The 25,670-nt window shown below is 75.2% G+C and carries 23 protein-coding genes and 1 pseudogene; 12 read left to right on the forward strand and 12 right to left on the reverse strand.

Annotated features, from left to right (window positions below; all coding sequences use genetic code 11):
* Positions 1 to 10: 10 nt before the first annotated feature.
* Positions 11 to 967, reverse strand: a complete 957-nt coding sequence (locus tag AC0OO9_RS29455) for a cation diffusion facilitator family transporter (protein WP_484513964.1) — start codon at positions 965 to 967, stop codon at positions 11 to 13.
* A gap of 126 nt (positions 968 to 1,093) precedes the next feature.
* On the opposite strand from AC0OO9_RS29455, the gene AC0OO9_RS29460 reads away from it, so the two are divergent.
* From AC0OO9_RS29460 to AC0OO9_RS29490, 7 genes are all read left to right on the forward strand, one after another.
* On the forward strand, positions 1,094 to 2,092 hold the full coding sequence (locus AC0OO9_RS29460) for a helix-turn-helix transcriptional regulator (RefSeq protein ID WP_151455844.1): 999 nt from the start codon (positions 1,094 to 1,096) through the stop codon (positions 2,090 to 2,092).
* A complete protein-coding gene (locus AC0OO9_RS29465; protein ID WP_484513967.1) occupies positions 2,089 to 3,153 on the forward strand; it encodes a helix-turn-helix transcriptional regulator in 1,065 nt (354 codons plus the stop codon). The genes AC0OO9_RS29460 and AC0OO9_RS29465 overlap by 4 nt, the downstream gene beginning before the upstream one ends.
* Positions 3,154 to 3,163: 10 nt before the next feature.
* A complete protein-coding gene (locus AC0OO9_RS29470) occupies positions 3,164 to 3,412 on the forward strand; it encodes a hypothetical protein (RefSeq protein ID WP_132237479.1) in 249 nt (82 codons plus the stop codon).
* A 207-nt stretch (positions 3,413 to 3,619) separates the two neighbouring features.
* Positions 3,620 to 3,946: a Sec-independent protein translocase subunit TatA gene (gene tatA, locus AC0OO9_RS29475; RefSeq protein WP_121398247.1), complete on the forward strand. Its 327-nt coding sequence runs from the start codon at positions 3,620 to 3,622 to the stop codon at positions 3,944 to 3,946.
* An 18-nt stretch (positions 3,947 to 3,964) separates the two neighbouring features.
* Complete coding sequence (gene tatC / locus AC0OO9_RS29480) at positions 3,965 to 4,918, forward strand: twin-arginine translocase subunit TatC (RefSeq protein ID WP_484513969.1); 954 nt, start codon at positions 3,965 to 3,967, stop codon at positions 4,916 to 4,918.
* A gap of 674 nt (positions 4,919 to 5,592) precedes the next feature.
* Positions 5,593 to 6,198, forward strand: a complete 606-nt coding sequence (locus tag AC0OO9_RS29485) for a response regulator transcription factor (protein WP_484513971.1) — start codon at positions 5,593 to 5,595, stop codon at positions 6,196 to 6,198.
* 191 nt (positions 6,199 to 6,389) lie between these two features.
* Positions 6,390 to 6,968 (forward strand): response regulator transcription factor, encoded by a 579-nt coding sequence (locus AC0OO9_RS29490; RefSeq protein WP_484513973.1) that lies wholly within the window; start codon positions 6,390 to 6,392, stop codon positions 6,966 to 6,968.
* 24 nt (positions 6,969 to 6,992) lie between these two features.
* On the opposite strand, the gene AC0OO9_RS29495 is transcribed toward AC0OO9_RS29490, so the two are convergent.
* The 5 genes from AC0OO9_RS29495 to lanKC form a co-directional block, all read right to left on the reverse strand.
* Complete coding sequence (locus AC0OO9_RS29495; protein WP_484513975.1) at positions 6,993 to 8,813, reverse strand: ATP-binding cassette domain-containing protein; 1,821 nt, start codon at positions 8,811 to 8,813, stop codon at positions 6,993 to 6,995.
* Positions 8,810 to 10,540 (reverse strand): ATP-binding cassette domain-containing protein, encoded by a 1,731-nt coding sequence (locus AC0OO9_RS29500; RefSeq protein WP_484513976.1) that lies wholly within the window; start codon positions 10,538 to 10,540, stop codon positions 8,810 to 8,812. The genes AC0OO9_RS29495 and AC0OO9_RS29500 overlap by 4 nt, the downstream gene beginning before the upstream one ends.
* 72 nt (positions 10,541 to 10,612) lie before the next feature.
* Positions 10,613 to 10,732 carry a SapB/AmfS family lanthipeptide gene (locus AC0OO9_RS29505; RefSeq protein WP_089003486.1) on the reverse strand — a complete coding sequence of 40 codons (120 nt, stop codon included), beginning with the start codon at positions 10,730 to 10,732 and terminating at the stop codon, positions 10,613 to 10,615.
* 71 nt (positions 10,733 to 10,803) lie between these two features.
* Positions 10,804 to 10,923, reverse strand: a complete 120-nt coding sequence (locus AC0OO9_RS29510) for a SapB/AmfS family lanthipeptide (protein ID WP_013734295.1) — start codon at positions 10,921 to 10,923, stop codon at positions 10,804 to 10,806.
* Between the two features lie 6 nt (positions 10,924 to 10,929).
* Positions 10,930 to 13,530: a class III lanthionine synthetase LanKC gene (lanKC, locus tag AC0OO9_RS29515; protein WP_484513978.1), complete on the reverse strand. Its 2,601-nt coding sequence runs from the start codon at positions 13,528 to 13,530 to the stop codon at positions 10,930 to 10,932.
* Positions 13,531 to 13,775: 245 nt separating this feature from the next.
* Here lanKC and AC0OO9_RS29520 point away from each other — a divergent pair, with 245 nt between their 5' ends.
* Entirely contained in the window at positions 13,776 to 14,711 is a 936-nt protein-coding gene (locus AC0OO9_RS29520) for a diacylglycerol kinase (protein ID WP_484513980.1), read from the forward strand.
* Between the two features lie 174 nt (positions 14,712 to 14,885).
* Here AC0OO9_RS29520 and AC0OO9_RS29525 read toward each other — a convergent pair whose 3' ends face one another.
* Positions 14,886 to 15,596, reverse strand: coding sequence for a TetR/AcrR family transcriptional regulator (locus AC0OO9_RS29525; protein ID WP_484513982.1), 711 nt, complete (start codon positions 15,594 to 15,596; stop codon positions 14,886 to 14,888).
* 60 nt (positions 15,597 to 15,656) lie between these two features.
* On the reverse strand, positions 15,657 to 16,430 hold the full coding sequence (locus AC0OO9_RS29530) for an HAD family hydrolase (RefSeq protein ID WP_484513983.1): 774 nt from the start codon (positions 16,428 to 16,430) through the stop codon (positions 15,657 to 15,659).
* Between the two features lie 86 nt (positions 16,431 to 16,516).
* On the opposite strand from AC0OO9_RS29530, the gene AC0OO9_RS29535 reads away from it, so the two are divergent.
* Complete coding sequence (locus AC0OO9_RS29535) at positions 16,517 to 19,330, forward strand: DEAD/DEAH box helicase (protein WP_132237501.1); 2,814 nt, start codon at positions 16,517 to 16,519, stop codon at positions 19,328 to 19,330.
* Between the two features lie 165 nt (positions 19,331 to 19,495).
* Positions 19,496 to 20,377 carry an MHYT domain-containing protein gene (locus tag AC0OO9_RS29540; protein ID WP_484513985.1) on the forward strand — a complete coding sequence of 294 codons (882 nt, stop codon included), beginning with the start codon at positions 19,496 to 19,498 and terminating at the stop codon, positions 20,375 to 20,377.
* Positions 20,378 to 20,428: 51 nt separating this feature from the next.
* Here AC0OO9_RS29540 and AC0OO9_RS29545 read toward each other — a convergent pair.
* Positions 20,429 to 20,626, reverse strand: a pseudogene (locus tag AC0OO9_RS29545) (flap endonuclease); the annotation flags it as partial.
* A gap of 160 nt (positions 20,627 to 20,786) precedes the next feature.
* Between AC0OO9_RS29545 and AC0OO9_RS29550 the strand changes: the two are divergent.
* Complete coding sequence (locus tag AC0OO9_RS29550) at positions 20,787 to 22,436, forward strand: esterase/lipase family protein (protein ID WP_484513987.1); 1,650 nt, start codon at positions 20,787 to 20,789, stop codon at positions 22,434 to 22,436.
* An 8-nt stretch (positions 22,437 to 22,444) separates the two neighbouring features.
* On the opposite strand, the gene AC0OO9_RS29555 is transcribed toward AC0OO9_RS29550, so the two are convergent.
* From AC0OO9_RS29555 to AC0OO9_RS29565, 3 genes are all read right to left on the reverse strand, one after another.
* Positions 22,445 to 22,879: a DUF7144 family membrane protein gene (locus AC0OO9_RS29555; protein ID WP_484513988.1), complete on the reverse strand. Its 435-nt coding sequence runs from the start codon at positions 22,877 to 22,879 to the stop codon at positions 22,445 to 22,447.
* A gap of 222 nt (positions 22,880 to 23,101) precedes the next feature.
* Positions 23,102 to 24,022: a 5'-3' exonuclease gene (locus tag AC0OO9_RS29560; RefSeq protein ID WP_484513990.1), complete on the reverse strand. Its 921-nt coding sequence runs from the start codon at positions 24,020 to 24,022 to the stop codon at positions 23,102 to 23,104.
* Between the two features lie 52 nt (positions 24,023 to 24,074).
* On the reverse strand, positions 24,075 to 24,302 hold the full coding sequence (locus tag AC0OO9_RS29565; protein ID WP_132237509.1) for a hypothetical protein: 228 nt from the start codon (positions 24,300 to 24,302) through the stop codon (positions 24,075 to 24,077).
* A gap of 113 nt (positions 24,303 to 24,415) precedes the next feature.
* Here AC0OO9_RS29565 and AC0OO9_RS29570 point away from each other — a divergent pair, with 113 nt between their 5' ends.
* Positions 24,416 to 25,552: a DUF4037 domain-containing protein gene (locus AC0OO9_RS29570; RefSeq protein WP_484513992.1), complete on the forward strand. Its 1,137-nt coding sequence runs from the start codon at positions 24,416 to 24,418 to the stop codon at positions 25,550 to 25,552.
* Positions 25,553 to 25,670 lie beyond the last annotated feature (118 nt).

Raw genomic sequence — 25,670 nt, forward strand, 5'->3', positions numbered from 1 at the left:
GGGCCGGCGGTCAGCCGTCGGGGCCGCCGGATTCCGGGGCGTCGCCGGTGCGGGTGGGGTCGAGGAAGACGTACCGGATCTGTGGGTGACGGGCGGTGAGCCGCCGCTCGGCCTGGTCGGCGGCGTCCTCGATGGTCGCGCCGCTCGCGTCGTCGTCGAAGTCCACCTTCGCGGCGACCAGGACGTCGCTCGGGCCGAGCTGCATCGTCAGCAGCGTGTGGATGCGCCGCACGGCGGGCAGGCCGGCCAGTTCCTCGGTGATCTCGCCGCGCAGTCGTTCCGGTACGGAGCGGCCGACCAGCAGCGAGATGTTGCTGTGTGCCAGGACGGCGGCCACCACGAGCAGCAGCACGCCGATCAGGACGGAGGCGGCGCCGTCCCAGAACTCGTCGCCGGTGAGCTGCGACAGGGCCACCCCTGCGGCGGCCAGCACCAGCCCGATCAGGGCGGCGCTGTCCTCCAGGAACACCGCCTTCAGGGGGGTGTCGGAGGTCAGGTGCAGGAACCGGCGCGGCGTGGTGCGCCAGCGCCGGGACTCGGCGCGGACCTGGTGCACGGCGCGGGCCAACGAGACCGACTCGATGGCGAACGACACCGCCAACACGACGTAGGTGACCAGGTACTCGCCGCTGTGCTCGTGCACCAGGATGGTGGTGACGCCGTGGGTGATCGCGAAGCCGGCGCCGGCGACGAACGTGAACAGCGCCGCGAGGAACGCCCAGACGTAGCTCTCCTTGCCGTACCCGAACGGGTGCCGGGCGTCGGCGGGCCGCGCCCCGCGACGCAACGCGAGGTACAGCAGCACCTCGGTGGTGGTGTCGGCGACGGAGTGCACGGCCTCGGAGAGCATCGCCGCCGACCCGGAGATCACCCCGGCGATGAGCTTGGCCACCGCGATGGCGAGGTTGGCGGCCCCCGCCACCACGACGGTGGCGACGCTCTCGGTCCTGACCTCCGGCTGGGCCACCACGTCACTGTAGGGTCGTCGGTGGCCGGCCGCCCGGCGACCGGTGAACCGGCCGGGCGCGACGCGGGGCACGTCCTGCCCGCGTGGGTGCACGGGCGCGGCGGGTGGGCTGCTAGCGTCTACCGCGTGTCGCGGACCCGCACCGAACGCCTGGTCAACCTGGTTATCTGCCTGCTGTCCACGCGGCGGTTCCTGACCGCCGCGCAGATCGCCGCGACTGTGCCCGGCTACGAGCACGATCCGGACGACGCGCGTGACCACGAGGCGTTCCAGCGCAAGTTCGAGCGGGACAAGGCCGAGCTGCGCGAGCTGGGCGTGCCGCTGGAGACCGGGACGGCGAGCGTCTTCGACGCGGAGCCCGGCTACCGGATCGCTCACCGGGAGTACGCGCTGCCCGACATCCCCCTCGAACCGGACGAGGCCGCCGCGGTCGGCATCGCCGCCCGGCTGTGGCAGCACGCCGGCCTGGCCGCCGCCGCCTCCTCCGGGCTGGCGAAGCTGCGCGCCGCCGGCGTCGACGTGGACCCGCAGGCCACGCTCGGCCTGGAGCCGATGGTCACGGTGGACCCGGCGTTCGCGCCGCTCACCGCCGCGGCCCGGGACCGGCGCGAGGTCAGCTTCGACTACCGGGTGCCCGACCGCGACGACTCGACCCGCCGCCGCCTCCAGCCGTGGGGCGTGGTCTGCTGGCGGGGCCGCTGGTACGTGGTCGGGCACGACCTCGACCGCGAGGCGACCCGCTGCTTCCGGCTGTCCCGGGTGGTCGGCACGGTCCGGGCGACCGGCGCTCCCGGAGGTTACGAGCCGCCGGCCGGGGTCGATCTGATCAGCCACGTGGCCCGCTGGTCGGGGCCGGCGGAGCGCACCGGGCGGGCCACCGTGCTGGTCGCCGCCGGACGCGCCGCCGGGCTGCGCCGCTGGGCCGTCGACGTCACCGCCTGCCCGGAGGGCGACCGGCTCGTCCTGCCCTACGCCGACGCGGACGTCCTCGCGGGCCAGCTCGTCGGCTACGGCCCGGACGTGCGGGTGCTCGATCCGCCGGAGGTGCGCGACGCGGTGATCCAGCGGCTCAAGGAGATCGCCGCCCGGCACGACGACCTGGCGGTCGCCGGGGGTGTCCGGTGACCCGGCCGGCCGCCCGGGGCGGCTCCCGCGCGTCGGCCGACCGGCTGGCCCGACTGCTGAACCTGGTGCCCTACCTGCTGGCCCGACCCGGCATCGAGCTCGCCGAGGCGGCCGGGGACCTGGGCGTCACCGAGCGGCAGCTGCGCGAGGACCTGGAGCTGCTGTGGGTGTGCGGGTTGCCCGGTTACGGCCCGGGTGACCTGATCGACATGGCCTTCGACGGCGACCGGGTGACGATCACCTACGACGCCGGCATCGACCGGCCGCTGCGGCTCACCCCGGACGAGGCCCTCGCGCTGGTGGTGGCGCTGCGGATGCTCGCCGAGACGCCCGGGGTGACCAACCGGGAGGCCGTCGAGCGGGCCCTCGCGAAGATCGAGCACGCTGCCGGTGACCTGGTGGCGGCGCCGGTCGAGGTCCGGCTGCCCGCCGACACCCGGCGGGTGGCGGAGCTGCGGACGGCCGTCGAGAGCGGCCGGGCGCTGCGCATCACCTACTACACGGCCGCGCGGGACGAGACCACCGACCGGGTCGTCGACCCGCTGCGGATGCTGATGGTCGGCGGGCGGGCCTACGTGGAGGCGTGGTGCCGCCGGGCGGAGGCGGTGCGGCTGTTCCGGGCCGACCGCATCGACGCCGTCGCCGAGTTGGAGGAGCGGGCGGTCGTGCCGCCGCAGGCCCGACCGCACGACCTCACGGAGGGCGTGTTCCGCCCGTTGCCGGACCTGCCGCTGATCACCCTGCGGATCGGTCGGGGCGAGCGGTGGCTGACCGAGTACTACCCGTGCGAGCGGGTCGAGGCCGGCGGCGGCGACCAGTGGCTGGTGTCGCTGCGGGTCACCGACCTGGGCTGGGCCCGCCGGTTCGTGCTGGGCCTGGGCCCGGACGTGGCGGTGGTCGCCCCGGTCGAGCTGGCCGAGCAGGTGCGGGCCGCGGCGGTAGCCGCCCTCGACGCGTACGCGTCGCCGGTGCCGGCCGCGCCACCCGTGCCCGTCGGCGGGCCGGACCCGGCGCGGGCGGTCTCCCCGGCCGACCCGGCGGTCACCGCCGGTACGCAGTAGGCTGACCGCCGTGGTGAAGTGGATCGTGCTCGCGGTGGTGCTGTTCGCGCTCGTCGTGTTCGCCCTGGCCCTGCGGCCGGTGCTGGCGCGGCTGCCCCGGCTGCGTCGCGCGGCCGTCGCCCTGCAACGCCGGGCGACCGAGGCGGAGGCGCTGCGGGAGACCGCCGAGACCCTCCAGGCGCGGGCGGAGGCTCTCCAGGGGCAGCTCGACACCACCCAGCGGCGGCTGGCCGTGATCAAGGCGAAACGCGGCGACTGATCGATCGGTGCCCGGTTCCTGCGCGAACCGCTCCGGTTCACGCAGGAACGATCCTGCGGCAGATGGTTGACGGGACGTCCCGCGTTGGTCAAGACTTCACCGGCCGGGACAAACCACCATCACCCGGCGGGTGGCAGCGGCCGTCGACGGACGTACGATGGGCTGCGGTACACCCCTCACGACGACACAGAGCGACTGGAGCTTCCCATGGGTGCCCTCAAGCCGTGGCACATCGCCGTACTCGTGGTCGTGCTGATCCTGCTCTTCGGCGCGAAGCGGCTCCCGGACGCGGCCCGTTCGCTGGGCCGTTCGCTGCGGATCATCAAGGCCGAGACCAAGAGCCTGCACGACGACGACCGCGACCTCGCCGAGAAGGCCGACGCGCAGTCCGGCTACCAGCCGCTCCCGCCGCAGACCGTCCAGGGTCAGCCGTACGCGCCGCCGCCCGCCGGGCAGCAGCCGCACGTCGCCCCGCAGCAGCAGCCGTACGCACCCCCGGTCAACGACCCGGTGCAGCGCGTCCGCGACAACTGACCGAAGGGCCCGAGACCCGTGGCCTTCGCCCTCAAGAAGCGCGGTCCGAGCAACTTCGAGCGGGCCGCCGACGGCTCGATGACGCTCATCGAGCACATCCGCGAGCTGCGCAACCGGCTGTTCAAGGCATCCCTGGCGATCCTGGTCGGCTTCGGATTCGGCATCTGGCTCGCCGGTCCGGTCCGGATCCTGCTCTCGAAGCCGTACTGCGACCTGCCGGCGTCGATTGATGTCGCTAGCGGCAAGTGCAAGTTCGTGCAGCTCGGTGTCGCGGACGTCTTCCTGCTCAACCTGAAGATCGGGCTCTGGGTGGGGTTGATCATCGCGGCCCCGGTCTGGCTCTACCAGCTCTGGGCGTTCATCGCGCCCGGCCTGCACCGGAAAGAGCGGCGCTACGCCTACGTCTTCGCCGCGCTAGCCGCGCCGCTGTTCGCGGCGGGTGCCCTGCTGGCGTTCTTCGTCACGACCAAGGGCCTGGAGTTCCTGCTCAACATCTCCGGCGACGACATCGCCACGAACCTCGAGGTCACCCGCTACATCTCGTTCGTCACCAACCTGATCCTGCTGTTCGGGGTGGCGTTCGAGTTCCCGCTGTTGGTGTTGATGCTGAACTTCGTCGGTATCGCCAGCGCGAAGCGGCTGCTTAGTTGGTGGCGGGTCGCGGTCTTTGTGTTCTTCGCGTTCTCCGCCGTGGTCACGCCGACCCCCGACCCGTTCGGGATGACCGCGTTGGCGCTCTGTCTCTGCGCGCTCTACTTCGCGGCGGTCGGTGTCGCGTTCCTCAACGACAAGCGCAAGGGACGTGGCAAGGAGGTCTACGCGGGCATCGGCGACGACGAGGTGTCGCCGCTGGAGTTCGACCCCGAGCCGGTGGAGGCCGGGCAGCGGGTGGACGCCAGCGCGCCGATCGCGGCCCCCGAGCCGGTCGCCGCGCCGGCGCCGATCGAACGCCGCTACGACGACATGACCTGACCGGCCGGTCGTCCCCCGATCACGAACGGACACGAGCCCTCCTTCACCGGGGGGCTTGTTCCGTTGCCGCCCGGTGCGTACGGCACCGCGCGGGCGGGCTCCCTAACGCACGGCGCGTCAGCCGTCAGCACCCAGTCGGCAATCCGTCACGAGGCATCCACGAGCTGCAATCGGGTAAGCAGATCTTTACGATGTGTCGACGTGTCCGACGAGGGAGGTCGCTGTCCAGTGCGTCGCCCGACGTGTGGTCGTCCAGCCGTCCCCGGGTTGGAGGCCGCCTCCCCGCCGCGGCGGCCCAGGGTGCCCGTCGCCCCGTTCGTCGTGCGGCGGGGAGCCGCCGTCCCGGCCGTCGCGCACGGCCGCGCCCCGGCGCCGGCCGGGCACCGCTCCGGCGCGGCCCTTCCGACGGGGGCCGACGGCGGGCCGCGACCCGCGCCGGCCGGACCGGGTGACCGCTCTCCCGGGGTGAGTGCCCGCCCCGGCTGAGTCCCGGCGGGCCCGCGCGCTCGTCCGGCCCCTCCGGCCGTTGCGCGCCGCGCCGGGCCACCCGGATGCCCCTGACCGTCGGTCGTCGTTGTCGCGCTTCATGATCCAGTCGTTCCGTCCGACCGGCCTGCCTAGTCCCGTCAACGGGACCGCCCGCCGCCCCCGCACCCCCAGATCGGAGCCACCCGTTGATCCGCGTCGTCGTTGTCGAGGAGATGGGCCTGCTGCGCACCGCGCTGTGCGCGGCACTGTCGAGCGAGGAGGACATCGAGGTCGTCGCCGAGGTGACCGGGGTGGCGGAGCTGCCCGCCCTGGTGCGCCGGCACCGGCCGGACGTGGTGCTGGTGGACCTGGCGCCGGACGCCCCGCACCCGGTAGAGGTCGTCGCCGAGATCACCGGGGCGATGCCCGACACCGCCGTGCTGGCCATGGGCCGCCGGTGGAGCCAGCGGATCGTCGGGGACCTGCTGGCGGCCGGCGTACGGGGCCTGGTGGGCAAGGACGCGTCCCTGGAGGCGCTGGTCGACGCCGTCCGGGAGCTCGCCGCCGGGGGGAAGGTCATCGACGCCGCCGCCGCCGGGACGGCGCTGCGTCCCGCGTCGAGCCCGCTGACGCGCCGGGAGGTGGAGGTGCTGCGGGTGGCCGCGGAGGGCCTGCCGCTCAAGGAGATCGCCCGCCGGCTCTACCTGGCGCACGGAACGGTACGGAACCACCTGTCGGCGATCATGCGCAAGACCGGTGCCCGCAACCGGATGGAGGCGGTGTGGCGCGCCCGCCGCGACGGCTGGATGTAGCGGGCCGGTCCCGCCCGCCCGGGCCGGGGCGTGCCAGCACCGTCCCGCCCTTCGTCCGGCCTGGACGGCGGCGGGTCGCCCGCTGGAAACGGCCTGATCGGCGGCGGGTCGCCCGCCGAGCGGAATCTGGCGGGACGTGTTTGAATTCTGACGGCCCGTGATCTGTCTGACGACGCTCCGGAGGGTCAACGGTGATCCGTACCCTGCTCGCTCTCGACGGCGCCCTGGTCCGTGGCGCCCTGTCGCTCGTGCTCGCCGCCGAGGCGGACATCAGCGTGGTGGCGGAACTGGACCGGGGCGACGCCCTGCCGCCGGCGGTCCGGACGCAGCGTCCCGACGTGGCGGTCGTGGACCTCGACCTCATCGGCGACGCGGGTGTGGCGGGGCACTGCCCGTTGCTGGTGCTCGCCGACCGTCGCCGGGCGCGCGGCCTGCACCGGGTCTTCGTGCCGGGGCGCAGCGTCGGGATCCTCGGCGCCGACGTCTCCCCGCACCGGGTGCTGGACGGCATCCGGCGGCTCGCCCGCCGCGAGTCGGTGGTCGACGCCGACCTGGTGATGGCGGCACTGAGCCGGGACAGCCCGCTCACCTCGCGGGAGACGGAGATCCTCGACCTGACCGCGGCCGGGGCGCCGGTCGTGGAGGTCGCCCGGGCGCTCGGGCTCGCCCCGGGGACCGTGCGCAACCACCTCGGCCGGATCGCCCGCAAGGCGGGCGCGCGCACGAGGGTGGAGGCGGTGCGGGTCGCCCGCGAGGCCGGCTGGATCTGACGACGGGCGCCGGCCCCGGGACCGTCAGGGCCGGCCGAGCGGCACGCGGTCCGGCGGCGTCACGTCCTCCCAGTGCCCGACCAGCTCGCGGTAGGTGGTCGAGCGGGTCAGCAGGTCGTCGTGGCTGCCGACGAGCGGCCGGTCGCCGTCGAACACCAGCACCCGCCGCGCCCGGGTCGCCGAGCTGATCCGGTGGGCGATCACCACCAGGGTGCCGCCCCGGCGGGCGAAGGCGTGCTCGACGGTCGCCTCCAGGGTCGGGTCCAGGTGACACGTCGCCTCGTCGAGGATCACCAGCGGCGCCGGGGCGAGGTAGGCCCGGACCGCGGCGACGAGCTGGCGCTCCCCGGCGGAGAGGGCGGCGGGGTCGAGTTCGGCGTCCAGGCCGCCGAGGCGGGCCACCAGGGGACCGGCGCCGAGGGTGCGTACGGCGGCCAGGACCGTCGCGGCGTCGGCGTCGGCGTGCAGGTAGCGGAGGTTGTCGCCGACGGAACCGGTGCGTACGTACGCCTCCTGCGGCACCAGCACCCGCAGCCGGGCCAGCGCCTCCGGCGGCGTGCCGTCGACGGGTACGCCGGCCAGGTGGACCGTGCCCGACTCCGGTGACGCCAGCCCGGCGACCAGCGCGGCCAGGGTGGACTTACCGGCGCCGCTTGGCCCCACCACAGCCAGGTGGTCGCCGGCCGCCACCGTCAGGGTGAGGTCCGCCAGGACGGGGCGGGCGTGCGGGCCGTACCGGAAGGTCAGCCCCCGGAGCGCGACCGCCGGCGGGTTGTCGCCGCCGGCGGCGGCCCACGACGCCGGGCCGGCGGCGGCCGGTGAGGGACCGGCCGGGCCGGCGGCGACCGGGGGCGCCGGGACGGCGGCGGGCGGCGGGAGGTCGGGCCCCGGGGGCGGGCTGGTGCGCAGGATGCGGCCCAGGGTTACGGCGTAGCGCAGGCCGCCGCCACCGACGCCCTGCACGACCGCGTGCAGGGCGGGTTGCAGCCCGGTGGTGACGTAGACCAGCGCGCCCAGTACGGCGCCGGCGCTCAGCCCCTGCCGGACCAGCCACGGCGCGGCCAGCACCAGCACCGCCACGGGCAGCCAGCCGCCCACGCCGAGGCTGAGGCTGCGCAGCGCCGCCATCCGGGCCAGCGTCCGCTCCGCGTCGGCCTGCGCCGTGACCCGCCGGTCCACGTCGGACACCACGCGCTCCTGCGCGCCGCAGGCGACGACGTCGCGGTGACCGGCCAGCGCCGACGCCGCCGAGCGGCTGAGCCGCTCGCCGGCGGTCACCTGGGCCCGCTGGTGCGCCACCATGGCCGGCAGCGACGCCCCGAACACGGCCAGCCCCACCACCAGCGGGGCGGCCACCGCACCGGCCAGCGGCGGGGCCAGGGCGAGCAGGCCGAGCAGCGCCGCGCCGGCGGTGAACAGGAACCCGCGGACCACCAGCAGCAGCCCGCCGAAGGTGTCCCGGACCACCTCGACCTGGTGGGTCAGCCGGGCCACGGTGGCGCTGTCCGCCCGGCCGCCGGCCCGGGTGGCGTCGTGCAGGGCCCCCCGCACCACCCGGGCGGCCAACTCGTCGCGGAACGGTTCCACCACGGCCCCGAGGCTGCGGTACACCTGCCCGCTGGCCGCCGCGCCCACCAGCACGGCCGCGGCGAGCCCGGCCAGCCAGGCCAGGCCGGTGCCGAACTCACCGGCCAGGAAACCCCTGTCGACGGCGCGGGCCACGAGCACCCCGCCGAGCAGCGCCGGCAGGGCCTCCACCGCGGACCAGACGGCCAGCCGGCCCAGGGCCCGGCGGCGGGCCCGCAGTGCCGCCCAGGTGCTGCGGCGTACGCCGGGGCCGCTCATCGGGCGTCTCCGCCGGACGTGAAGACCGCCCGGTAGGCCGGGTCGGCCCAGAGCTGCCGGTGCGGCGCCACGGCCAGCAGCCGCCCGCCGTCGAGCCACGCCACCAGGTCCGCCGCCGCCGCCGTCGTCGCGCGGTGGGTCACCACGAGTCGGGTACGCCCGCCGGCGCCGGCCGCCACCGCCCGGGCGATCCGGTGTTCGGTCGCGGTGTCCAGGCTGGACGTGGCGTCGTCGAGGACGAGCAGCCGCTCGGCGGGGAACGCGCGGGCCAGCCCGAGGCGCTGCGCCTCGCCGCCGGAGAGCGGCGCGTCCGCCAGCCGGGTGCGGAAGCCCTCGGGCAGGCGGGCGACGACGTCGGCGACCTGCGCCGCCCGCGCCGCGGCCAGCACCGCCGGGGTGGCCGGTGCGGTGCCGGCGGGCGGTCGCGCCGAGCCGGCGGGCAGCCCGAGCCCGATCGCCTCGTGCACCGTCTCGCCGACCAGTACGGGTCGGTCGAAGGCGTGCCCGACGGCCCGGCGCAGCGCGGACGGGTCGAGCCGGCGCAGCGGCACCCCGTCCAGCAGCACCTCGCCGGTCTCCGGGTCGTGCAGGCGGCCGGCCACGGCGGCTAGGGTCGACTTGCCGGCGCCGGAGCGGCCGACGACGGCCACCGTGGCGCCCGCCGGGACGGTCAGGTCGATCCCGTCGAGGACCGCCCGCCCGTCCTCGGCGTGTACGCCCACCCCGCGCAGCCGCAGTTCCCCCCGGCCGGGCGGCAGCGGCTCGGTGCCGTCGGGGCGTACGGGGTGGGCCAGCGGCTCGGCGATCCGCCCGGCCGCCGCGCGGGCGCGGACGAGGCGGTTCAGGGTGGCCAGCACCGCGCCCAGCCCGGCGCCGAGGGCCGCGTACTGCACGGCGGCGACGAGTTGGCCGGGGGAGAGCCAGCCGACGGTCAGCGCGTACCCGCCGACGGCCACGACGGCCACCTGGAGCAGCGGCCCCACGGCGGCGGTGCGGGCGCTCGCCCTGGCCAGCAGCCGCCAGCTGAGCAGCCCGTACCCGCGCAGTTCCGGCAGGGCCGCGAGCACCCGGTCGCGTTCCCGGTCGACGGTCGCGGCGGCGGCGATGGTGCGGGCGCCGCCGAGGGCCTCCAGCAGGCGCCCGGCGATGTCCCCCAGCACCCGCTGGTAGCCGGCGACGGCGGCGGAGGCGTCGGTGACGAAGGCGCGCATGAGCAGCGTGAGCAGGGCCAGTCCGCCGAGGAGGGTGATGCCGAGCAGCGGTTCGAGCAGGGTGAGCGCCACGACGCTGCCGACCGGGGGGAGCAGCGCGACGACGCCGAGCACCACGGCGGTGCCGGCCTGCCCGGCCTCGGCGGCCTGCCCGACGAGCCGCCCGACCAGGTCGCCCACCGGATGGCGGCGGACGGTGCGGACGTCGCAGGCGAACAGGTGCCGCAGCAGGCGCCGGCGCAGCCGCGCCGTGGCCCGGGCCGTGCCGTACCCGCTGGCCACGTCGGCGAGGATGTCGGTGACCATGAGGACCGCGATCAGCCCGCAGGCGGCGGCCGGCCACCAGACGCCGGGGTCGCCGTCGACGGCGGCGTCGACCGCGAGCCCGAGCGCGGCGGGCAGGGCGAGTTCGGCGGCGGCGCCGGTGAGCGAGACCGCGCCGAGCAGGACCGTCCACCCGCCGCCGTCGCGGACCACCCGCCGCAGCAGCCGGTCGGTGCCGGTCGGCGTCCCCATGGCTTCTCCCGCGAAAGACGTGCGGCCCTGGGCGGACACGGCGTCCACCCAGGGCCTCGCGTGTTGACCTGGTCAGTTGCAGGTCGTGACGGACAGCGAGCTGTCGCCGCAGAGCAGCAGGCTCGCGCGGCTGCCACCGCCGGTGCGGTCGGCGGGGGCCATCTCCATGCCCTGAAGGTCGAGAAGCGCCATGTCGATCATCTCCTTCTGTGCTGTTCGGTCGGATGGTCCTGTGCTGGATGTCGCCGCTGAGGGCGTCCGGCTCAGTTGCAGGTCGTGACGGACAGCGAGCTGTCGCCGCAGAGCAGCAGGCTCGCCCGGCTGCCACCGCCCGTGCGGTCGGCGGGGGCCATCTCGAGGCCCTGGAGGTCCAGAAGCGCCATGTCGTGTCACCTCCTTCCGTGCTGGTCGGTCGGATCGGTCGCCCTCGCCGAGGCGGGGGAGTCGGTGGCGCCCGTCAGGGGCGCGAGGAACGGCAGACGCACCGGGTCGTCGGGCCGCGCGGCGGCCAGCGCCAGCAGCACGCCGGCGGTGCCGGTGCCGAGGTCCATCGACAGCCGCAGCAGCTGCTCGCCCGGGAAGGCGGTGCCGTCGCGGTAGGGCAGGGCGTGCCAGGCCAGCCGGGCCACCTGGGCGTCGCGTTCGCGGCAGAGCCCCGGATCGTCGGGGTACGCCGCCAGGTAGGCGATGATGCCGGCCCGTCCGGCGAAGAGGCCGGACTGCGCGTAGAACGGTGACCGGGCGGCGCGGCGTACGCCGCCGCTGGCCTGGGCGAACCGCTCGTCGGCGCGGTGCCGCAGGTACTCGTCGAGCACCAGCCCGATGCCGACGCTGCCCTGCCCGAGGTAGGGCATGGTGCGCCAGCCCTCGTTGACCTCCAGCGCGCCGTCGGGGCGTACCACGCAGCGGCGCAGGTCCTGGCGCAGGGCCGTGGCAGCGTGGTCCAGCAGGGCCGCGTCGCCGGTCAGCTCGTGCAGCCGCACCAGCAGCAGCGCCGGCCCGGTGCGGCCGCGCAGCAGCCCGGCGTACGGGTTGCGCCCGCCGCTGATGTCCGGCCCCGGGTCGTCGGCGAGCTGGTCGACCACCCGCTCGGCAACCCGCCAGGCCGCGTCGCGCAGCGCCGTCTCGCCGGTGCGTCCGGCCAGCTCGGCCAGGTTGAGCGCGATGCCGGCGAGGCCGCCCGAGAGGCTGTGGTCCAGGCCGTCCAGCGGCTGGCGCAGGCAGATGTCGAGCACGTCGAGGGCGTCCTGCCGGCGGCCGAGCGACTCCAGGGCGTACGCGACGCCGTGCAGGCCGTCGTAGAAGCCGCACCGGGTGCCGGAGGCGGGTGCCGTGGCGTGGCGGACCAGCCACCGCTCGTGTTCCGGCCACCGCCCGGCGCCGCTGACGTGCAGGGCGTACAGGACGCCGGCGGCGCCGTGGGCGAGGTTGAGCCCGCCGCTGCGGAACTGCTCGATGTCGCCGGGGAAGAGCCGGTCGTCCCGGTCGGGTGTCGCGCTGGCGAGGATCGCCCGGGCGAGCCGCTCCCGGTGGGCCGGCCCGACGTCGACGGTGAGGTCGGGTGCCCCGTCGGCGTCCGCCGGGGCGGGGCCGGTGATCTCCCGTACGGCGTCGTCGAGGAGTCCCCTCGGCACCGGGAAGTGAGCGGCGATGACGTCGGCGAGGTGCGCGGCCTTCTCCGGCCCGAGCCGGACGAGCTGGGTCAGCGGCAGGAACAGTGCCAGCCGCAGGCAGGCCAGGGCGTACCGGTCGACGGCGGGACCGGTGCGGTCCCGGGGCGCGGCGAAGCCCTGGTTGCGCAGACCCGGCCGGCGGTGGCCGTCGATCGGCGCGGCGACCTCGAAGTCGACGAGCGCGATCCGGTCGTCCGGGCGGACCATGACGTTGAACAGGTGCAGGTCGCCGTAGACCAGGCCACGGTCGTGGATCGCCGTGACGACCTCCTCGACCTGCCGGTGCACGTCCAGCGCCCAGCGGGTGTAGTCGGCGCGGTCGGCGTCCGTGGCGTCGGCGTCGATCAGCGGGTACCGGTCGACCAGGACCTTGTTGAGCGGGCGGCCCTCGATGAACTCCAGCGCGAGGAACCGGTGCTCGCCGAGGGCGAACTCGTCGTGCACCCGGGGCACCTGGGGCAGGTCGGCCAGCCGGCGCAGCGCGTCGGCCTCCCGGGCCAGGCGGGCGACCGCGTCGGCGCCGTCGGCGTCGAGACCGGCGTGCGGCCGGGCCTCCTTCAGCACCAGTTGGTCGTCGGTCCGCACGTCCCGGCCGACGTAGAGGCCGCCTCCGTTGGAGAAGTGGATGACCTTCTCGATCCGGTACGGCACCTCGTTCGTGCTGGTGGCGTTGCGGGCGGCCAGGTGCGGGCCGAGGAAGTCGGGCAGCGTCACCCAGGACGGCACGTGGAACACGGGGTCGCGGCGGTCGGGCACCAGCGTGCCCGTGTCGTCCTCGATCGCCGGGACCACCTGGCCGTCGGGGGAGTGGCAGTAGCGGGCGGCGAAGCCGCCGTAGCGCACGTGCACCGGGCCGGCGCCGTGACGCAGGTCGCTGAGGATGTACGGGCCGGGCTCGCCGGCGAGCAGCTCGTCGAGCTCCTTGCAGACCAGCTCCAGCTCCGCGTCGTCGCGGGGGTACACGGTGACGAACTTGCCGCTGGCCGCCCGGGAGGCGTACTTGGAGTTGCGCAGCAGCAGGGTGCGCGGGCCGCGGAGGAACTTGAAGGACAGTCCGCGGGGGACGCAGTAGTCCCAGACGGCGTCCAGCACCCGCTCGGCGTTGTCCAGCGTCGCCGACACGTGGATCTTCCAGCCCTGCTGGGGCAGCGTGCCGCCCTCGGGGGCGTAGATCAGCCAGTCGTCGAGCGGCTCGGAGCGCCAGCCGTCGGGGACGGGCCGCTGCGCCGCCGCGAAGGTGGGCTGCTCGACCGCGCTGCCGAGGGAGTCGTAGAAGAGCCGGTCGGCGGCGCAGTAGCTGTCGTAGCGCTCGTCCACCGTGGCCACTCCCTCCGCTGTTCGGCCGGTGCCTGCGTCGTTCGGCCGATGCCTTCGTCCTGCTGACGGATCTGAGTCTGTCCGTTCGGGCTATGGCGGTTCCAGTGCGTTCAGTCATGACGACGAATGCGTGCCGCACGGGTCGGCCGTGACAAATGTCAGTTGCGCCCGGGGTGCGCGGTGCTCCGCCGGCGGGTCGCCGACCGCACGGTGGGCGGTGCCCCCGTCCGTCCCGGGGCGGTACGGTGCTCGCCGTGACCGCAGACGATCACCCCTCCGTCGCCGGCGTCGGGCCCGTCGCCGTGCTGGCCAACCCGACCGCTGGCCGGGGTCGGCACCGAGGGCTGCTGCCGCAGGTCCTGCACCGGCTCACGGCTGCCGGCCGCCCGGTACGCCCGCTGCACGCGCGTACCGCCGACGAGGCCGAGGCGGCCTGCCGGGCGGCGGTGCGCGACGGGGCGTCGGCCCTGGTCGCGGTCGGCGGCGACGGGACCGTGCACCGCGCGCTGCAGGCGGTCGCCGGGACTGGGGTCCCGTTCGGCCCGGTGCCGGCGGGCACCGGCAACGACTTCGCCGCCGACACCGGGTTCCCGGCCGACCCGCTCGCCGCCGTCGACGTGATCGCGGCGGCGTTGCGCGACGGCCGCACCCGCCCGGTGGACCTGGCCCGGATGACGGGGGTCGAGGGTGTGGACCGGTGGTACGGGGCCGTGCTCGCGGCCGGCTTCGACGCGATCGTCAACGAGCGCGCCAACCGGATGCGCTGGCCGAGCGGTCCGCGCCGCTACGACCTGGCGATCCTGGTGGAGCTTGCCCGGCTGCGCCCGCGCCGCTACACCCTGCGCCTCGACGGGGTGCCGCACGAGGTGGACGCGGTGCTGGTGGCGGTGGGCAACTGCGCCAGCTACGGCGGCGGCATGCGGATCTGCCCGGACGCGGACCCGACCGACGGCCTGCTCGACGTGGTGGTGGGCGGCCGGTTCCACCGGCGCACCCTGATGCGGGTCAAGCCGCGCATCTACCGGGGCACCCACGTGACGCATCCGCTGGTGCGCAGCTACCGCGCCCGCACGGTCGAGCTGAGCGCCGAGGGCATCACCACGTACGCCGACGGCGAGCGCGCCCTGGCCCTCCCCCTGACCGTCACGGCCACCCCCGCCGCCCTCCACCTCCTCCGCTGACCCCGCCCACCCTCCCCTCCCTCCCACCCTCCCCGCCCTCTCTCGGCGCCGATCATGCAGTCGTGGTGCCCCGCACAAGCCGTGTATGCCCGCGAAACCGGCACCAGAAGTGCATGATCGACCCGTCGAGGGCGTCGAGGGCGTCGAGGGCGTCGAGGGCGTCGAGGGCGTGGGTCAGGGGGTTTGGCGGGTGATGCGGTCCAGCCATTCGGCCAGCAGGGTGCGTTCGGCGGCGGTGAGGTCCGTGGTGAGGGTGTCGAGGGCGGCGCGCAGCGCCACCGCGTGCCGGACCGGACGGTCGGCCCGGGAGGTCGCCCGGGCGGCGGGGGAGTCCGTGACCAGGGCGGCGAGCACCGCCTCCCGGGTCCGGGCCGACAGGGCCGGGTCGCGCCCCGGCGGCGGGGTCCGGATCAAGGTGAGGGTGACCCCGCACGCGGTGGCGTGCAGCATCTCGGTCGCCTGGTCGACGCTCGTGCGCAGTCGACCCGCCTCGGCCACCCGGTGCACGAGCTGGCGCAGGATGTCGGCCGCCACCCGGGCCGCGGTCGGGGTCTCGCCGGGGCGCGGGTCGCCGTACATGAGGGCGTGGAACGCCGGGTTGGCGACGCCGAAGCCGACGTGCAGGTCCCAGCCCCGGCGCAGGTCGTCGACCGGGTCGTCGGCGAGGTCCCCGGCCGCCTGGGCGTGCAGGTACGCGGCGAACCCGTAGCTGGCCGCCGCGTCCAGCAGGCCGCGCATGTCGCCGAACTGGCGGTAGATGGTGGGCGCCTGCACCCCCGCCGCCCGGCTGACCGCGCGGGTGGAGACGGCCTCCCGGCCGCCCTCGGCGAGCAGCGCGGCGGCGGCCCGGACGATCCGGTCCCGGGGCGACGTCTCGGTGATCATGGCAGCGACGATAACGCCTTCGCGTTAGCGCCAGGTGTTAACGGTGCTGTCGGCGTGCCGTTAGCGCTGCTGATCGACGCCGGCCAGGTCCAGCACGGCGCCCAGCCCGTTGGTCCGACCCGCCTCGGCGGCCGGCAGCACCAGCACCGCGCACCCGGCCGCGACGGCCCCCGCGTCGGCCGGCGTGTCGCCCACCATCAGCGTCCGCTCCGGATCGACGCCGAGCATCCCGCAGGCGCGCAGGAAGATCCCCGGGTCCGGCTTGCAGCGCCCCACCTCGTACGAGAGCACGAACGCGTCGACCAGCCCGGCCAGCCCCCAGGCCTCGAAGTGCGGCCGGATGTCGAAGCCGATGTTGCTGACGACGGCCACCCGGACGCCCCCGGCCCGCAGCGCGTCCAGGGTCGCCGCGGTGTCCGGGTAGGGCACCCACCCCTCGGGCACCAGCACTCGCTCGTAGAGCGCCTCCGCGAAGCCCTCGATGCCCGCGTCCACGGTCTCGGCCAGCCCGGTGTAGGCGCCCCGGTGGGCGTGCGGGTAGAGATCCCGGTCGGCCCAGAGCTCGGCCAACCGGGGCGGCACCCGGGTGGGCAGCGGCCCGCCCGCCCGGCCGGCGGTCAGCAGCCGGTCGGCCAGCGCGGTGGCCCGCATCCGCTCCAGGCTCACCCCGCAGGCGGCGGCGGCCGCGAGCACCCAGTCCCGGGGCTCCTCCACCTGGGCCAGGGTGCCGTGGAAGTCGAGCAGGACCGCCTCCACCGGCCGGCGGGACGGACCCGGGCGGACGGCGTCGTCGGCGCCGCGCGAGGCGTGGGGCGGTTCGGCATGATCCGGCACGTCGTGCACCCTACCGACCGCCCCCGACCCCCCTGCCGGTTGGCCTTGTCCGGTGGCTGTCGGCGGCACGCATTAATCTTGGAGGCATGTCGAGCCCCGCCGAGCGGTACGCCGCGGCGCGCCGCCGGGCCGCGCAGGCCTCACAGTTCCCGGCACTTGACGAGTTCGCCCTCGATCTGGGGTTCGACCTCGACGACTTCCAGCGGGAGGCGTGCCAGGCGCTGGAACGGGGCAGCGGCGTCCTGGTCTGCGCCCCGACCGGAGCCGGCAAGACGGTGGTCGGCGAGTTCGCCGTACACCTGGCGCTGCGCGGCACGCCGGCGGCCGGCGGCGCGGCGGCGCCCGCGACCGGCGGCGACGGGACCCCGCCCCGGCGGCGCAAGTGCTTCTACACCACCCCGATCAAGGCCCTGTCGAACCAGAAGTACCACGACCTGGTCGACCGCTACGGCGCCGAGCAGGTCGGGCTGCTCACCGGCGACAACGCCATCAACGGCGACGCCCCGGTGGTGGTGATGACCACCGAGGTGCTGCGCAACATGCTCTACGCCGGCTCGGCCACGCTCGACGGCCTGGCCTACGTGGTGATGGACGAGGTGCACTACCTCGCCGACCGGTTCCGTGGCGGGGTGTGGGAAGAGGTGATCATCCACCTGCCCGCCTCGGTCACCCTGGTCTCCCTGTCGGCCACCGTGTCCAACGCCGAGGAGTTCGCCGACTGGCTGGTCACCGTGCGCGGCGAGACGGCCGTGGTGGTCAGCGAGCACCGCCCGGTGCCGCTGTGGCAGCACATGCTGGTCGGCAAGCGGATGTTCGACCTGTTCCACGACGCCGACGCCGCCCGCAAGCACGACGTGCACCCCGAGCTGCTGCGCTACACCCGCGACACCATGCGCCGCCTGGAGCTCGGCGAGGGGCGCAGCGCCGGTCCCGGCGGGGGCCGGCGCGGGCCCCGCTGGCGGGGTCCGATGCGCCCCGACATCGTCGACCGGCTCGACCGGGAGGGGCTGCTGCCGGCGATCCTGTTCATCTTCAGCCGCGCGGGCTGCGCCGCCGCCGTGCAGCAGTGCCTCGCCGCGGGCCTGCGGCTCACCTCCCCCGAGGAGCGGGCCGAGATCCGTCGCGTCGTCGAGTCGCGGGTCACTGCCATCCCCGGCGAGGACCTGACCGTCCTCGGCTACTGGGAGTGGCTCGACGGCCTCGAACGCGGCCTGGCCGCCCACCACGCCGGCATGCTGCCGGTGTTCAAGGAGGTCGTCGAGGAGCTCTTCGTCCGGGGCCTGGTCAAGGCGGTCTTCGCCACCGAGACGCTCGCGCTGGGCATCAACATGCCGGCCCGCTGCGTCGTGCTGGAACGCCTGGTGAAATACAACGGCGAGGCGCACGTCGACCTGACGCCGGGGGAGTACACCCAGCTCACGGGCCGTGCCGGCCGGCGGGGCATCGACGTCGAGGGGCACGCCGTCGTCGTCTGGTCCCCGGAGACCGACCCCCGGCACGTGGCCGGTCTCGCCTCCACCCGCACCTACCCGCTGCGGTCCAGCTTCCGGCCGTCGTACAACATGGCGGTCAACCTGGTCGGCACGGTCGGTGCCGAGCCGGCCCGTGCGCTGCTGGAGTCCTCGTTCGCCCAGTTCCAGGCGGACCGCTCGGTGGTCGGCCTGGCCCGGCAGGTGCAGCGCAACACCGAGACCATCGAGGCGTACGGCGCGGAGGCGGCCTGCCACCACGGCGACTTCGACGAGTACTTCGCGCTGCGGGTGGCGATCGGCGAGCGGGAGCGGGCCATCGCCCGGCAGGGGCAGAGCCAGCGCAAGGCCGCCGCGGTGGCCTCGCTGGAGCGGCTGCGGATCGGCGACGTGATCCGGGTGCCGTCGGGCCGTCGGGCCGGTCTGGCCGTCGTGCTCGACCCGGCCACCGGCGGCTTCGGCGAGCCCCGGCCGCTGGTGCTGACCCAGGACCGCTGGGCGGGCCGGGTCAGTCCTGGGGACTTCACCACCCCGGCCGAGGTGCTGGCGCGGATCCGGGTGCCGAAGCACTTCAACCACCGGTCCCCTGCGGCCCGGCGCGATCTGGCCGCCGAGGTCAGCGGCACCGGGCTGGACCGGCACGCCGGACGACGGGGTGGCCGGTCCCGGCAGGCCGTCGGCGAGGACCACCGGCTCAGCCAGCTCCGCACCGAGCTGCGCCGGCATCCCTGCCACGCCTGCCCCGACCGCGAGGAGCACGCCCGCTGGGCGGAGCGGCGGCGCCGCCTGGAGAACGACACCGAGGAACTGCGGCAGCGGGTGGCCGGCCGGACCGGCTCGCTGGCCCGTACGTTCGACCGGATCGTGGCGCTGCTCACCGCCCGGGGCTACCTGGCGCCCGACGGCGCGGTGACCGACGCCGGCCGGATGCTCGGCCGGATCTGGACCGAGGCGGACCTGCTGGTCGCCGAGTGCCTGCGGCGCGGGGTGTGGGACGGGCTCTCCCCGGCCGAACTGGCGGCGGCGGTCTCCGTGGTGGTCTTCGAGGCGCGCCGCGACGTCGACGAGCGGGCGTCGCTGCCGCGCGGGCCCGTGGCCGAGGCGGTCGACGAGACGCTCAAGCTGTGGAGTGAGATCGAGGCCGACGAGGCGGCCCGGGGCCTCACCGTCACCCGCGAGCCCGACCTCGGCTTCGCCTGGCCGGTCTACCGCTGGGCGCGGGGCGAGGCGCTCGCGAAGGTCCTCGGCAGCGGCCACGAGATCGACGGCGAGATGCCGGCCGGCGACTTCGTCCGCTGGGCGCGGCAGGTGGTCGACCTGCTCGGCCAGCTCGCCGACTCCGGCGGCGCCTCGGCGGAGCTCAGGTCCACCGCCCGGCAGGCGATCGGCGCCGTGAACCGGGGTGTGCTGGCCTACCACGCCCCGGCCTGATCGTCACTGTCCGTCACCAGATATCGAAATCGACGCATCGCATAGTCACCGCGACGGCACCCCCCGGATTGTCCGGGGGGTGCCGTCGTGCCTGGTCACGGCATCCCTGATCATTGCTCCGGCGCGGGATCGCGCGTCGGTGGAACGATCTGGGAGAAGGCCGCCGTGGCGGAGATCAATCACTTCGAGTACGGGTGGATCACCCCCGCGCTCAGCTACGCGCTGTCGGTGCTGGGCTCGGCCCTGGGGCTGATCTGCGCGGGCCGGATCCGCACGGCGGGCAGCGCGGGCCAGCGCGCCTGGTGGGGAACCCTGGCGGCCTGGGCCATCGGTGGCACCGCCATCTGGACCATGCACTTCATGGCGATGCTCGGCTTCGCCGTCGAGGGCACCCGGATCCGGTACGACGTGCCGATCACCGTGGCCAGCGCGATGATCGCGGTGATCGCGGTCGGCATCGGCCTGGCCATCGTGGGCACCGGGCGGTTCTCCGCCGTGCGGCTGCTCGCCGGGGGCCTGTTCACGGGCGCGGGGGTCGCCGCGATGCACTACACCGGCATGGCGGCCATGCGGCTCAACGGCCGGATCGACTACGACACCACCCGGGTCGTGCTCTCGGTCGTGATCGCGGTGGTCGCGGCCACGGTGGCGCTCTGGCTCGCGATGACCGTCCGCCGAGGGCTGGCGATCGTCGGCTCGGCGCTGCTGATGGGCGTCGCCGTCAACGGCATGCACTTCACCGGGATGAGCGCCATGTCGGTGCATTCGCACTCCGGGCAGGGCGAGGTGGTGGGCGCCGGCGTCAGCACCCTGCTCGTGCCGATCATCCTCGCCGTGGTGTTCGGCGTGGTCGGGCTGGTCTACGCGCTGCTCGCGGCCCCCACCGCCGAGGACCGGGCCGCCGCCGCGTACTTCGACACCCTGCGGGGCCCGGAGCCGGCAGCCGGCGCGTCGCCGCCGCCCGACCCGGTGGGGCTGCGGGCCCGGTCCACGCTCGGCCGGCCGGGCACCCCGTTCCCGTCCCGCCGGGACAACCCGCCGCGCTGACCCGTACAGCGGGTCGACGCCGCCCGCCGTGCCGCGGCACGGCGGGCGGCGTCAGGCGCGCTGGGCGAGGGCGTCGACGAGGCGGCGTGCCGAGCCGGCCAGGTTCCACCCGCCGGCCAGCTCGAGCAGCCGGTCGGGATGGGCCGGTGCGGTCGGCAGTTCCGTGGCCGGCTTGGGCAGCGGCACGTCGAGGGCGACCGGGACCACCTTCGGCGCGACGGCCAGGTGGTGACGCGCGGCGGCGAGCTTGGTGCCGGGCTGCCACCACGATGAGCGCGCCGCCGCCGACCACGAGGTGATGTCGGCCGGATCGAGGTCGTGGGAGCGGTTGATTTTCGGGCATACGGCTCAGCGGCCAGCCGGTACCAGGGAGAGTCGGCGCAGAGGCCCGCGTGTCGAAGGAGGACTCGTGCGACCCACCCGCCGGCTACTGGCGCTACTCGGGCTCGCTGCGGCGATGCCCCTGGTCGCGGCCGTCATCCTGGTCTGGATCCCGTTCCGCAATGCGCAGGGTCTGATACCACAGAGCTCTGCGGTATGGCCGTACGACTCGTACCACGACATGCGCTGGCTGCTGGTTTACCACAACTCCTGGTTGATGTTCGGGCTCCTTCTGCTGGGCGCGATCGTGCTGCGGGGGCTCTACTCCGCAGCCCTGGTCGGCCTGGCCTGGCCGGCAGGCGTACGGCGGCCGCCGTACCGGGCGTTGGCGCGGCGCAACCTCGAAGTCGCGGCGTTCACGGCGGTCCTCGTCCTACCGTTCGCCGCGTACGCGGTCGCCGCGTCGGTGGTGTCGCTGTCCTGGTTCCTGTTCGCCTCGCTGACTCCCATGATCCTCCTCGCCCCCTTCCTGCAGCGGATGGCTGTGGGCCGGGGCCTGTGGCGGGGACTGCCTTCGGCTGAGCTTGTCGGTTGGTCCCTGCTCGACTTCGTGGTGATCTCGGTGGCCGGTGGCCTGGTGTGGCAGGTTCCCGCGCTGGTGACGCCGCTCGTCGCCGCGGTCGCGGGCGCGGCCAACGGCCTGCTGTGGAACCGGACGGTGCGGGCGGCCGTGCTCCAGCCGCGGGTACGGTGGCGGCGGGTGCCGGTGGTGCCGATCGCTGTGGTGCTCGCGCTGGCCACTCCGCTGGTGTCGCAGGTGATCACCTCGCCCCGCCACGAACGGAACACTGCCGTCCCGTCCGTCTTCGACCGGCCGTTGCCCGCGAGGGTGCGCTACGCGGTGATCCTGCTGGCCGGGCACGAATCCGCGTACGACGGCCGCCCGTTGGGGGACCCGGCGGTCGAGTGGTTCTCATACGCCGGCCTGGATGCGAGTGGCCGCCCGCTGCCGTACCGGCGGTATGACACCCACCGGTCGCTGAACTCCAGCGCAGAACTGCTCGCCGCGCAGGTGGACGCGCTGCATCGGCGGACCGGCAGGCCCATCGCCCTGGTCGGCCGAAGTGAGGGGGCGATGGTGGCCCGGCGCTACCTCGGCGATCGGCCGGACCCGCGGGTGCAGGCACTGGCGATGTTCAGCCCGCTGGTCCGCGCCGGACGCGCGTACTATCCACCCCCGGACGCCAGCACCGGCTGGGGTCTGGTCGCCGGCTGGCTGCTGCGGGGGATGTTCGCTGTCACGCAGGTCGGCAGAACAGCCGCCGCCACGCCGGACGAGCCGTTCATCCGCTCACTGATGGATGAAGACGGGCCCTTTTATCGCCTGCACATGTTGTGTCCTGTCCCGGGGGTCCGGGCGATCGCCTTCCTGCCGACGGTCACCGCGTCCGAGGCGCCACCGGATCCGTACATCCGCATCCCGGCGGTCGAGGCACCGTCCTTCCACGGAGGGCTCATCGGTCGCCCGGTCATCGGAGACCAGTTGATCGACTTTCTCGCAGGCGAGGATGTCAACGTCCGACGCCGGGAGTACGGCCTCCTGGAGCGGCTGGGTTCGGCCTGGCACGCACCCAACCTGGCACTGCGCATCAACCCGGTCTGGGAACCCACCGTGCCGTCCGGCACGCCGGCCTTCTCGACGAAACTCTACTGCCGTCCGTTGCGGCAACCAGGCTGACGGTCAGGTCAGACCCGCGAGGCGGGGGTCCGGCTCGCTGTGCGGAGCTGCCCGGCGAGCAACCAGGTGGCCACGGCGGCAAGCATCGCCGCCATCCATACCGCCATCGGGTGGTACGGCAGAAGCAGGATGCCGAGCCCGATGCCCACCGATGCGGTGACGATTGCCGCGACGGTGGTGGCGCGTCGGTCGACGAGTACCCCCAGCCCGGTCAGGACGGTCGCCGCCCCGAAGACCAGCCGGACCCAGCCCCAGCTGGTGATATCGAGGTGGAACATCTCCGCGCTGGCGATGTCGACGTGCGGCTCGAGCGGGACGATGGCGAGCCCGGTGAGGAAGTCGATCCCCCCGGCCGCGCCCAGCAACACCGCCGCCAGGTAGCGCCGGCTCCGCCGCTCGCCGTCCGGGCCGATGCCGTCCGGAGCCGGCCCGCCTCCCGTCATGCTTCCTCCGCCCGTCGTCTGCGCCGCCGTACGACCCGCACCCGAGCCGCCGCAGGGCTCCCAACAGGCTATCGAGGGTCACACTGCCCTGCCGCTGGTAGCGGACCTCCCCTCCGCCGGGAAGCAGTGGATCAGGTCGTGCCCCCGCTCAGACGATTTCGAGCGGCCCAGCGGGTCTGCACGGCACCGCCTGATCGACGCGGTGACGCGTGCGCGCGGTGGTCAGGACCGCTGGGCGAGGGCGTCGACGAGGCGGCGTGCCGAGCCCGCGAGGTTCCACTCGTCGGCCAGCTCCAGCAGCCGGTCGGGGTCGGCCGGCGCGGTCGGCAGCTCGGTGGCCAGCTCGGGCAGCGGCACGTCGAGGGCGACCCGGACCACCTTCGGCGCGACGGCCAGGTAGTCCCGCGCGGCGGCGAGCTTGGTGCGCAGCCCGGGGGCGAAGCCGGAGCCCGGGTCGTCCAGGGCGGCCAGGATGCCCGCGACGTCGCCGTAGCGCTCGACGAGCCGGGCGGCCGTCTTCTCGCCCACGCCCGCCACCCCGGGCAGCCCGTCGCTGGGGTCACCCCGCAGGGCGGCGAAGTCGGCGTAGCGGTCGGCCGGCACCCCGTAGCGGGCGCGCACCGCGGCGTCGTCGCAGTCGTCCAGCTTGGCCACGCCCCGCCCGACGTAGAGCAGTCGCACGGGGCGTGCGTCGTCGACGAGCTGGAACAGGTCCCGGTCGCCGGAGACCACCTCGACCGGCGCCGGCTGGGTCACCGAGAGGGTGCCGAGCACGTCGTCGGCCTCGTAGCCGGTCGCGCCGACGTGGGCGATGCCGACGGCGTCGAGCACCTCCAGGATCAGCGGGACCTGCGGGCTGAGCGTGTCGGGCACCACCTCGCCGCCCTCGGGGGCCACCCGGTGGGCCTTGTAGGACGGCAGCAGCGCCACCCGCCAGTCGGGCCGCCAGTCGTGGTCCATCGCGCAGACCATCCGGTCGGGCCGGCGGGTGCGGATCAGGCTCGCCAGCATGTCGAGGAAGCCGCGCACCGCGTTGACGGGGCTGCCGTCGGCGGCCCGGGCCGCCGACTCGGGAATGCCGAAGTAGGCCCGGAAGTAGAGACTGGGCGCGTCGATGAGCAGGATCGGGGGTCGCTGTGCCACGCCCGACAGCCTGGCACACCCCACCGACGATCAGGGGGCGCGGCGCGGCGGGTCAGGGACGTTCGTGGTCGCGGTACAGCGTCTCGCGGCGGGCCACGTACTGCAGGCCGTAGCTGGCGAGCAGCAGCGCGATCGCGACCGACACCTCGAGCCAGGCCGCCGTGCCGTCGGCGACTGTCACCCCGACGGCCAGCAGCACCAGGCCCGCGACGGCGAGGATGCCCGCCCAGAGCAGCCGGCGGCGTCGGGTCGCGGCGCGCTCCCGGTCCGTCGCTGCCACGGCGGTCGGTCCTCTCCGTCGGCGACCCGTCCGCGCCCAGCCTATCGGCGCGTACGGTCGCCGGCGGCGGAACCGGGCTGCGGGCCCGCCGCTGCGCGCGCAGACTTGCCGGTGTGACGTTCGTTGCGGGCCTGACGCTCGGCCGCCGGTTCCACGACGAGGTGCTCGCCCCGATCCTGCGTCGAGGCTTCCCCGACCTGCCGTACGCGGCCGGGCTGCTCGACGGCGGCTCCGAGCTGCTCGGCCTGGACACCCCGCGCTCCACCGACCACGACTGGGGGCCGCGCGCGCAGCTCTTCGTCGGCGCGGCCGACGCGGCGCGGATCCCGCACCTGCGCGCGGCGCTGGACGCCGACCTGCCGGCGGAGTTCCTCGGCTGGCCCACCCGCTTCACCGGGGAGGGCCGGCTGGGGGTCGCCGACCGGGCGGGCAGCCGCCACGGCGTCACGATCGACGAGCCGGGCGGCTGGTGGCGCGAGCGGCTGGGCTTCGACCCCGCTGCCGGCGTCAGCACGGCGGACTGGCTGGCCACGCCGACGCAGCGGCTGGCCGAGGTGACCGGCGGCGAGGTGTTCCACGACGGTCTCGACGGCGCGCTGGCCGGGGCCCGGGCGGCGCTGGCGTGGTATCCGGACGACGTGTGGCGGCACGTGCTCGCCGCCGCGTGGACCCGCGTCGCCCAGGCCGAACACCTGCCCGGCCGCTGCGCCGAGACCGGCGACGACCTCGGCAGCCGGGTGGTCACCGCCGGGCTGGCCCGGGACCTGATGCGGCTCGGTCTGCTGCTGCACCGCCGCTGGCCCCCGTACGACAAGTGGCTGGGCACGCTGTTCGCCCGGCTGCCCGACGCGGCGCCCCTGGTCGCGGCCCTGGCCGACGCGCTCGGCCCGGGCGACTGGCGCAGTCGGGAGGACGGGCTGGTCCGGGCGCTGGAGGCCCTCGCCGCCCGGACCGACGACACCGGCCTGGCGGCCCCGGTGCGTGCCCGGTCCCGGCCCTTCCACCGGCGGCCGTTCCTGGTCCTGGACGCCGGTCGGATCGCCGGCGCGCTGCGGGCCGCCATCACCGATCCGGTGCTGCGCGGGCGTGCGCCCCTCGGCGCGGTCGACCAGTACGTCGACAATGTCGACGTGCTGACCCACGCGCACCGGGTCCGCCGGCTCGCCGCCGCGCTGCCGGTCGCGGCCGACGGGCCGGACTCAGATCGTCGCGCTCTGGTCGTGCCGGGCGACGGCCGGCCCACCAGGTGAGAGCCGCACCCCGCACGGCACCGGCCGAAGCGCCCGCAGTTCCTCCCGGGGCCTGCGGAAGCCGCATTACGGCGGCCGGTGGCTCGCGGTGTTTCGCCTCGGCCAGGGTCCTCGTCGT

Source organism: Micromonospora sp. USAFONa4, from assembly GCF_057197825.1.

Coding starts and splice junctions, on each gene's coding strand:
- tatA (WP_121398247.1), top strand. CDS start 3,620: ATGGGTGCCCTCAAGCCGTGGCACATCGCCGTACTCGTGGTCGTGCTG.
- AC0OO9_RS29495 (WP_484513975.1), bottom strand. CDS start 8,813: ATGAGCGGCCCCGGCGTACGCCGCAGCACCTGGGCGGCACTGCGGGCC.
- AC0OO9_RS29500 (WP_484513976.1), bottom strand. CDS start 10,540: ATGGGGACGCCGACCGGCACCGACCGGCTGCTGCGGCGGGTGGTCCGC.
- AC0OO9_RS29505 (WP_089003486.1), bottom strand. CDS start 10,732: ATGGCGCTTCTCGACCTTCAGGGCATGGAGATGGCCCCCGCCGACCGC.
- AC0OO9_RS29510 (WP_013734295.1), bottom strand. CDS start 10,923: ATGGCGCTTCTGGACCTCCAGGGCCTCGAGATGGCCCCCGCCGACCGC.
- AC0OO9_RS29525 (WP_484513982.1), bottom strand. CDS start 15,596: ATGATCACCGAGACGTCGCCCCGGGACCGGATCGTCCGGGCCGCCGCC.
- AC0OO9_RS29535 (WP_132237501.1), top strand. CDS start 16,517: ATGTCGAGCCCCGCCGAGCGGTACGCCGCGGCGCGCCGCCGGGCCGCG.
- AC0OO9_RS29555 (WP_484513988.1), bottom strand. CDS start 22,879: ATGACGGGAGGCGGGCCGGCTCCGGACGGCATCGGCCCGGACGGCGAG.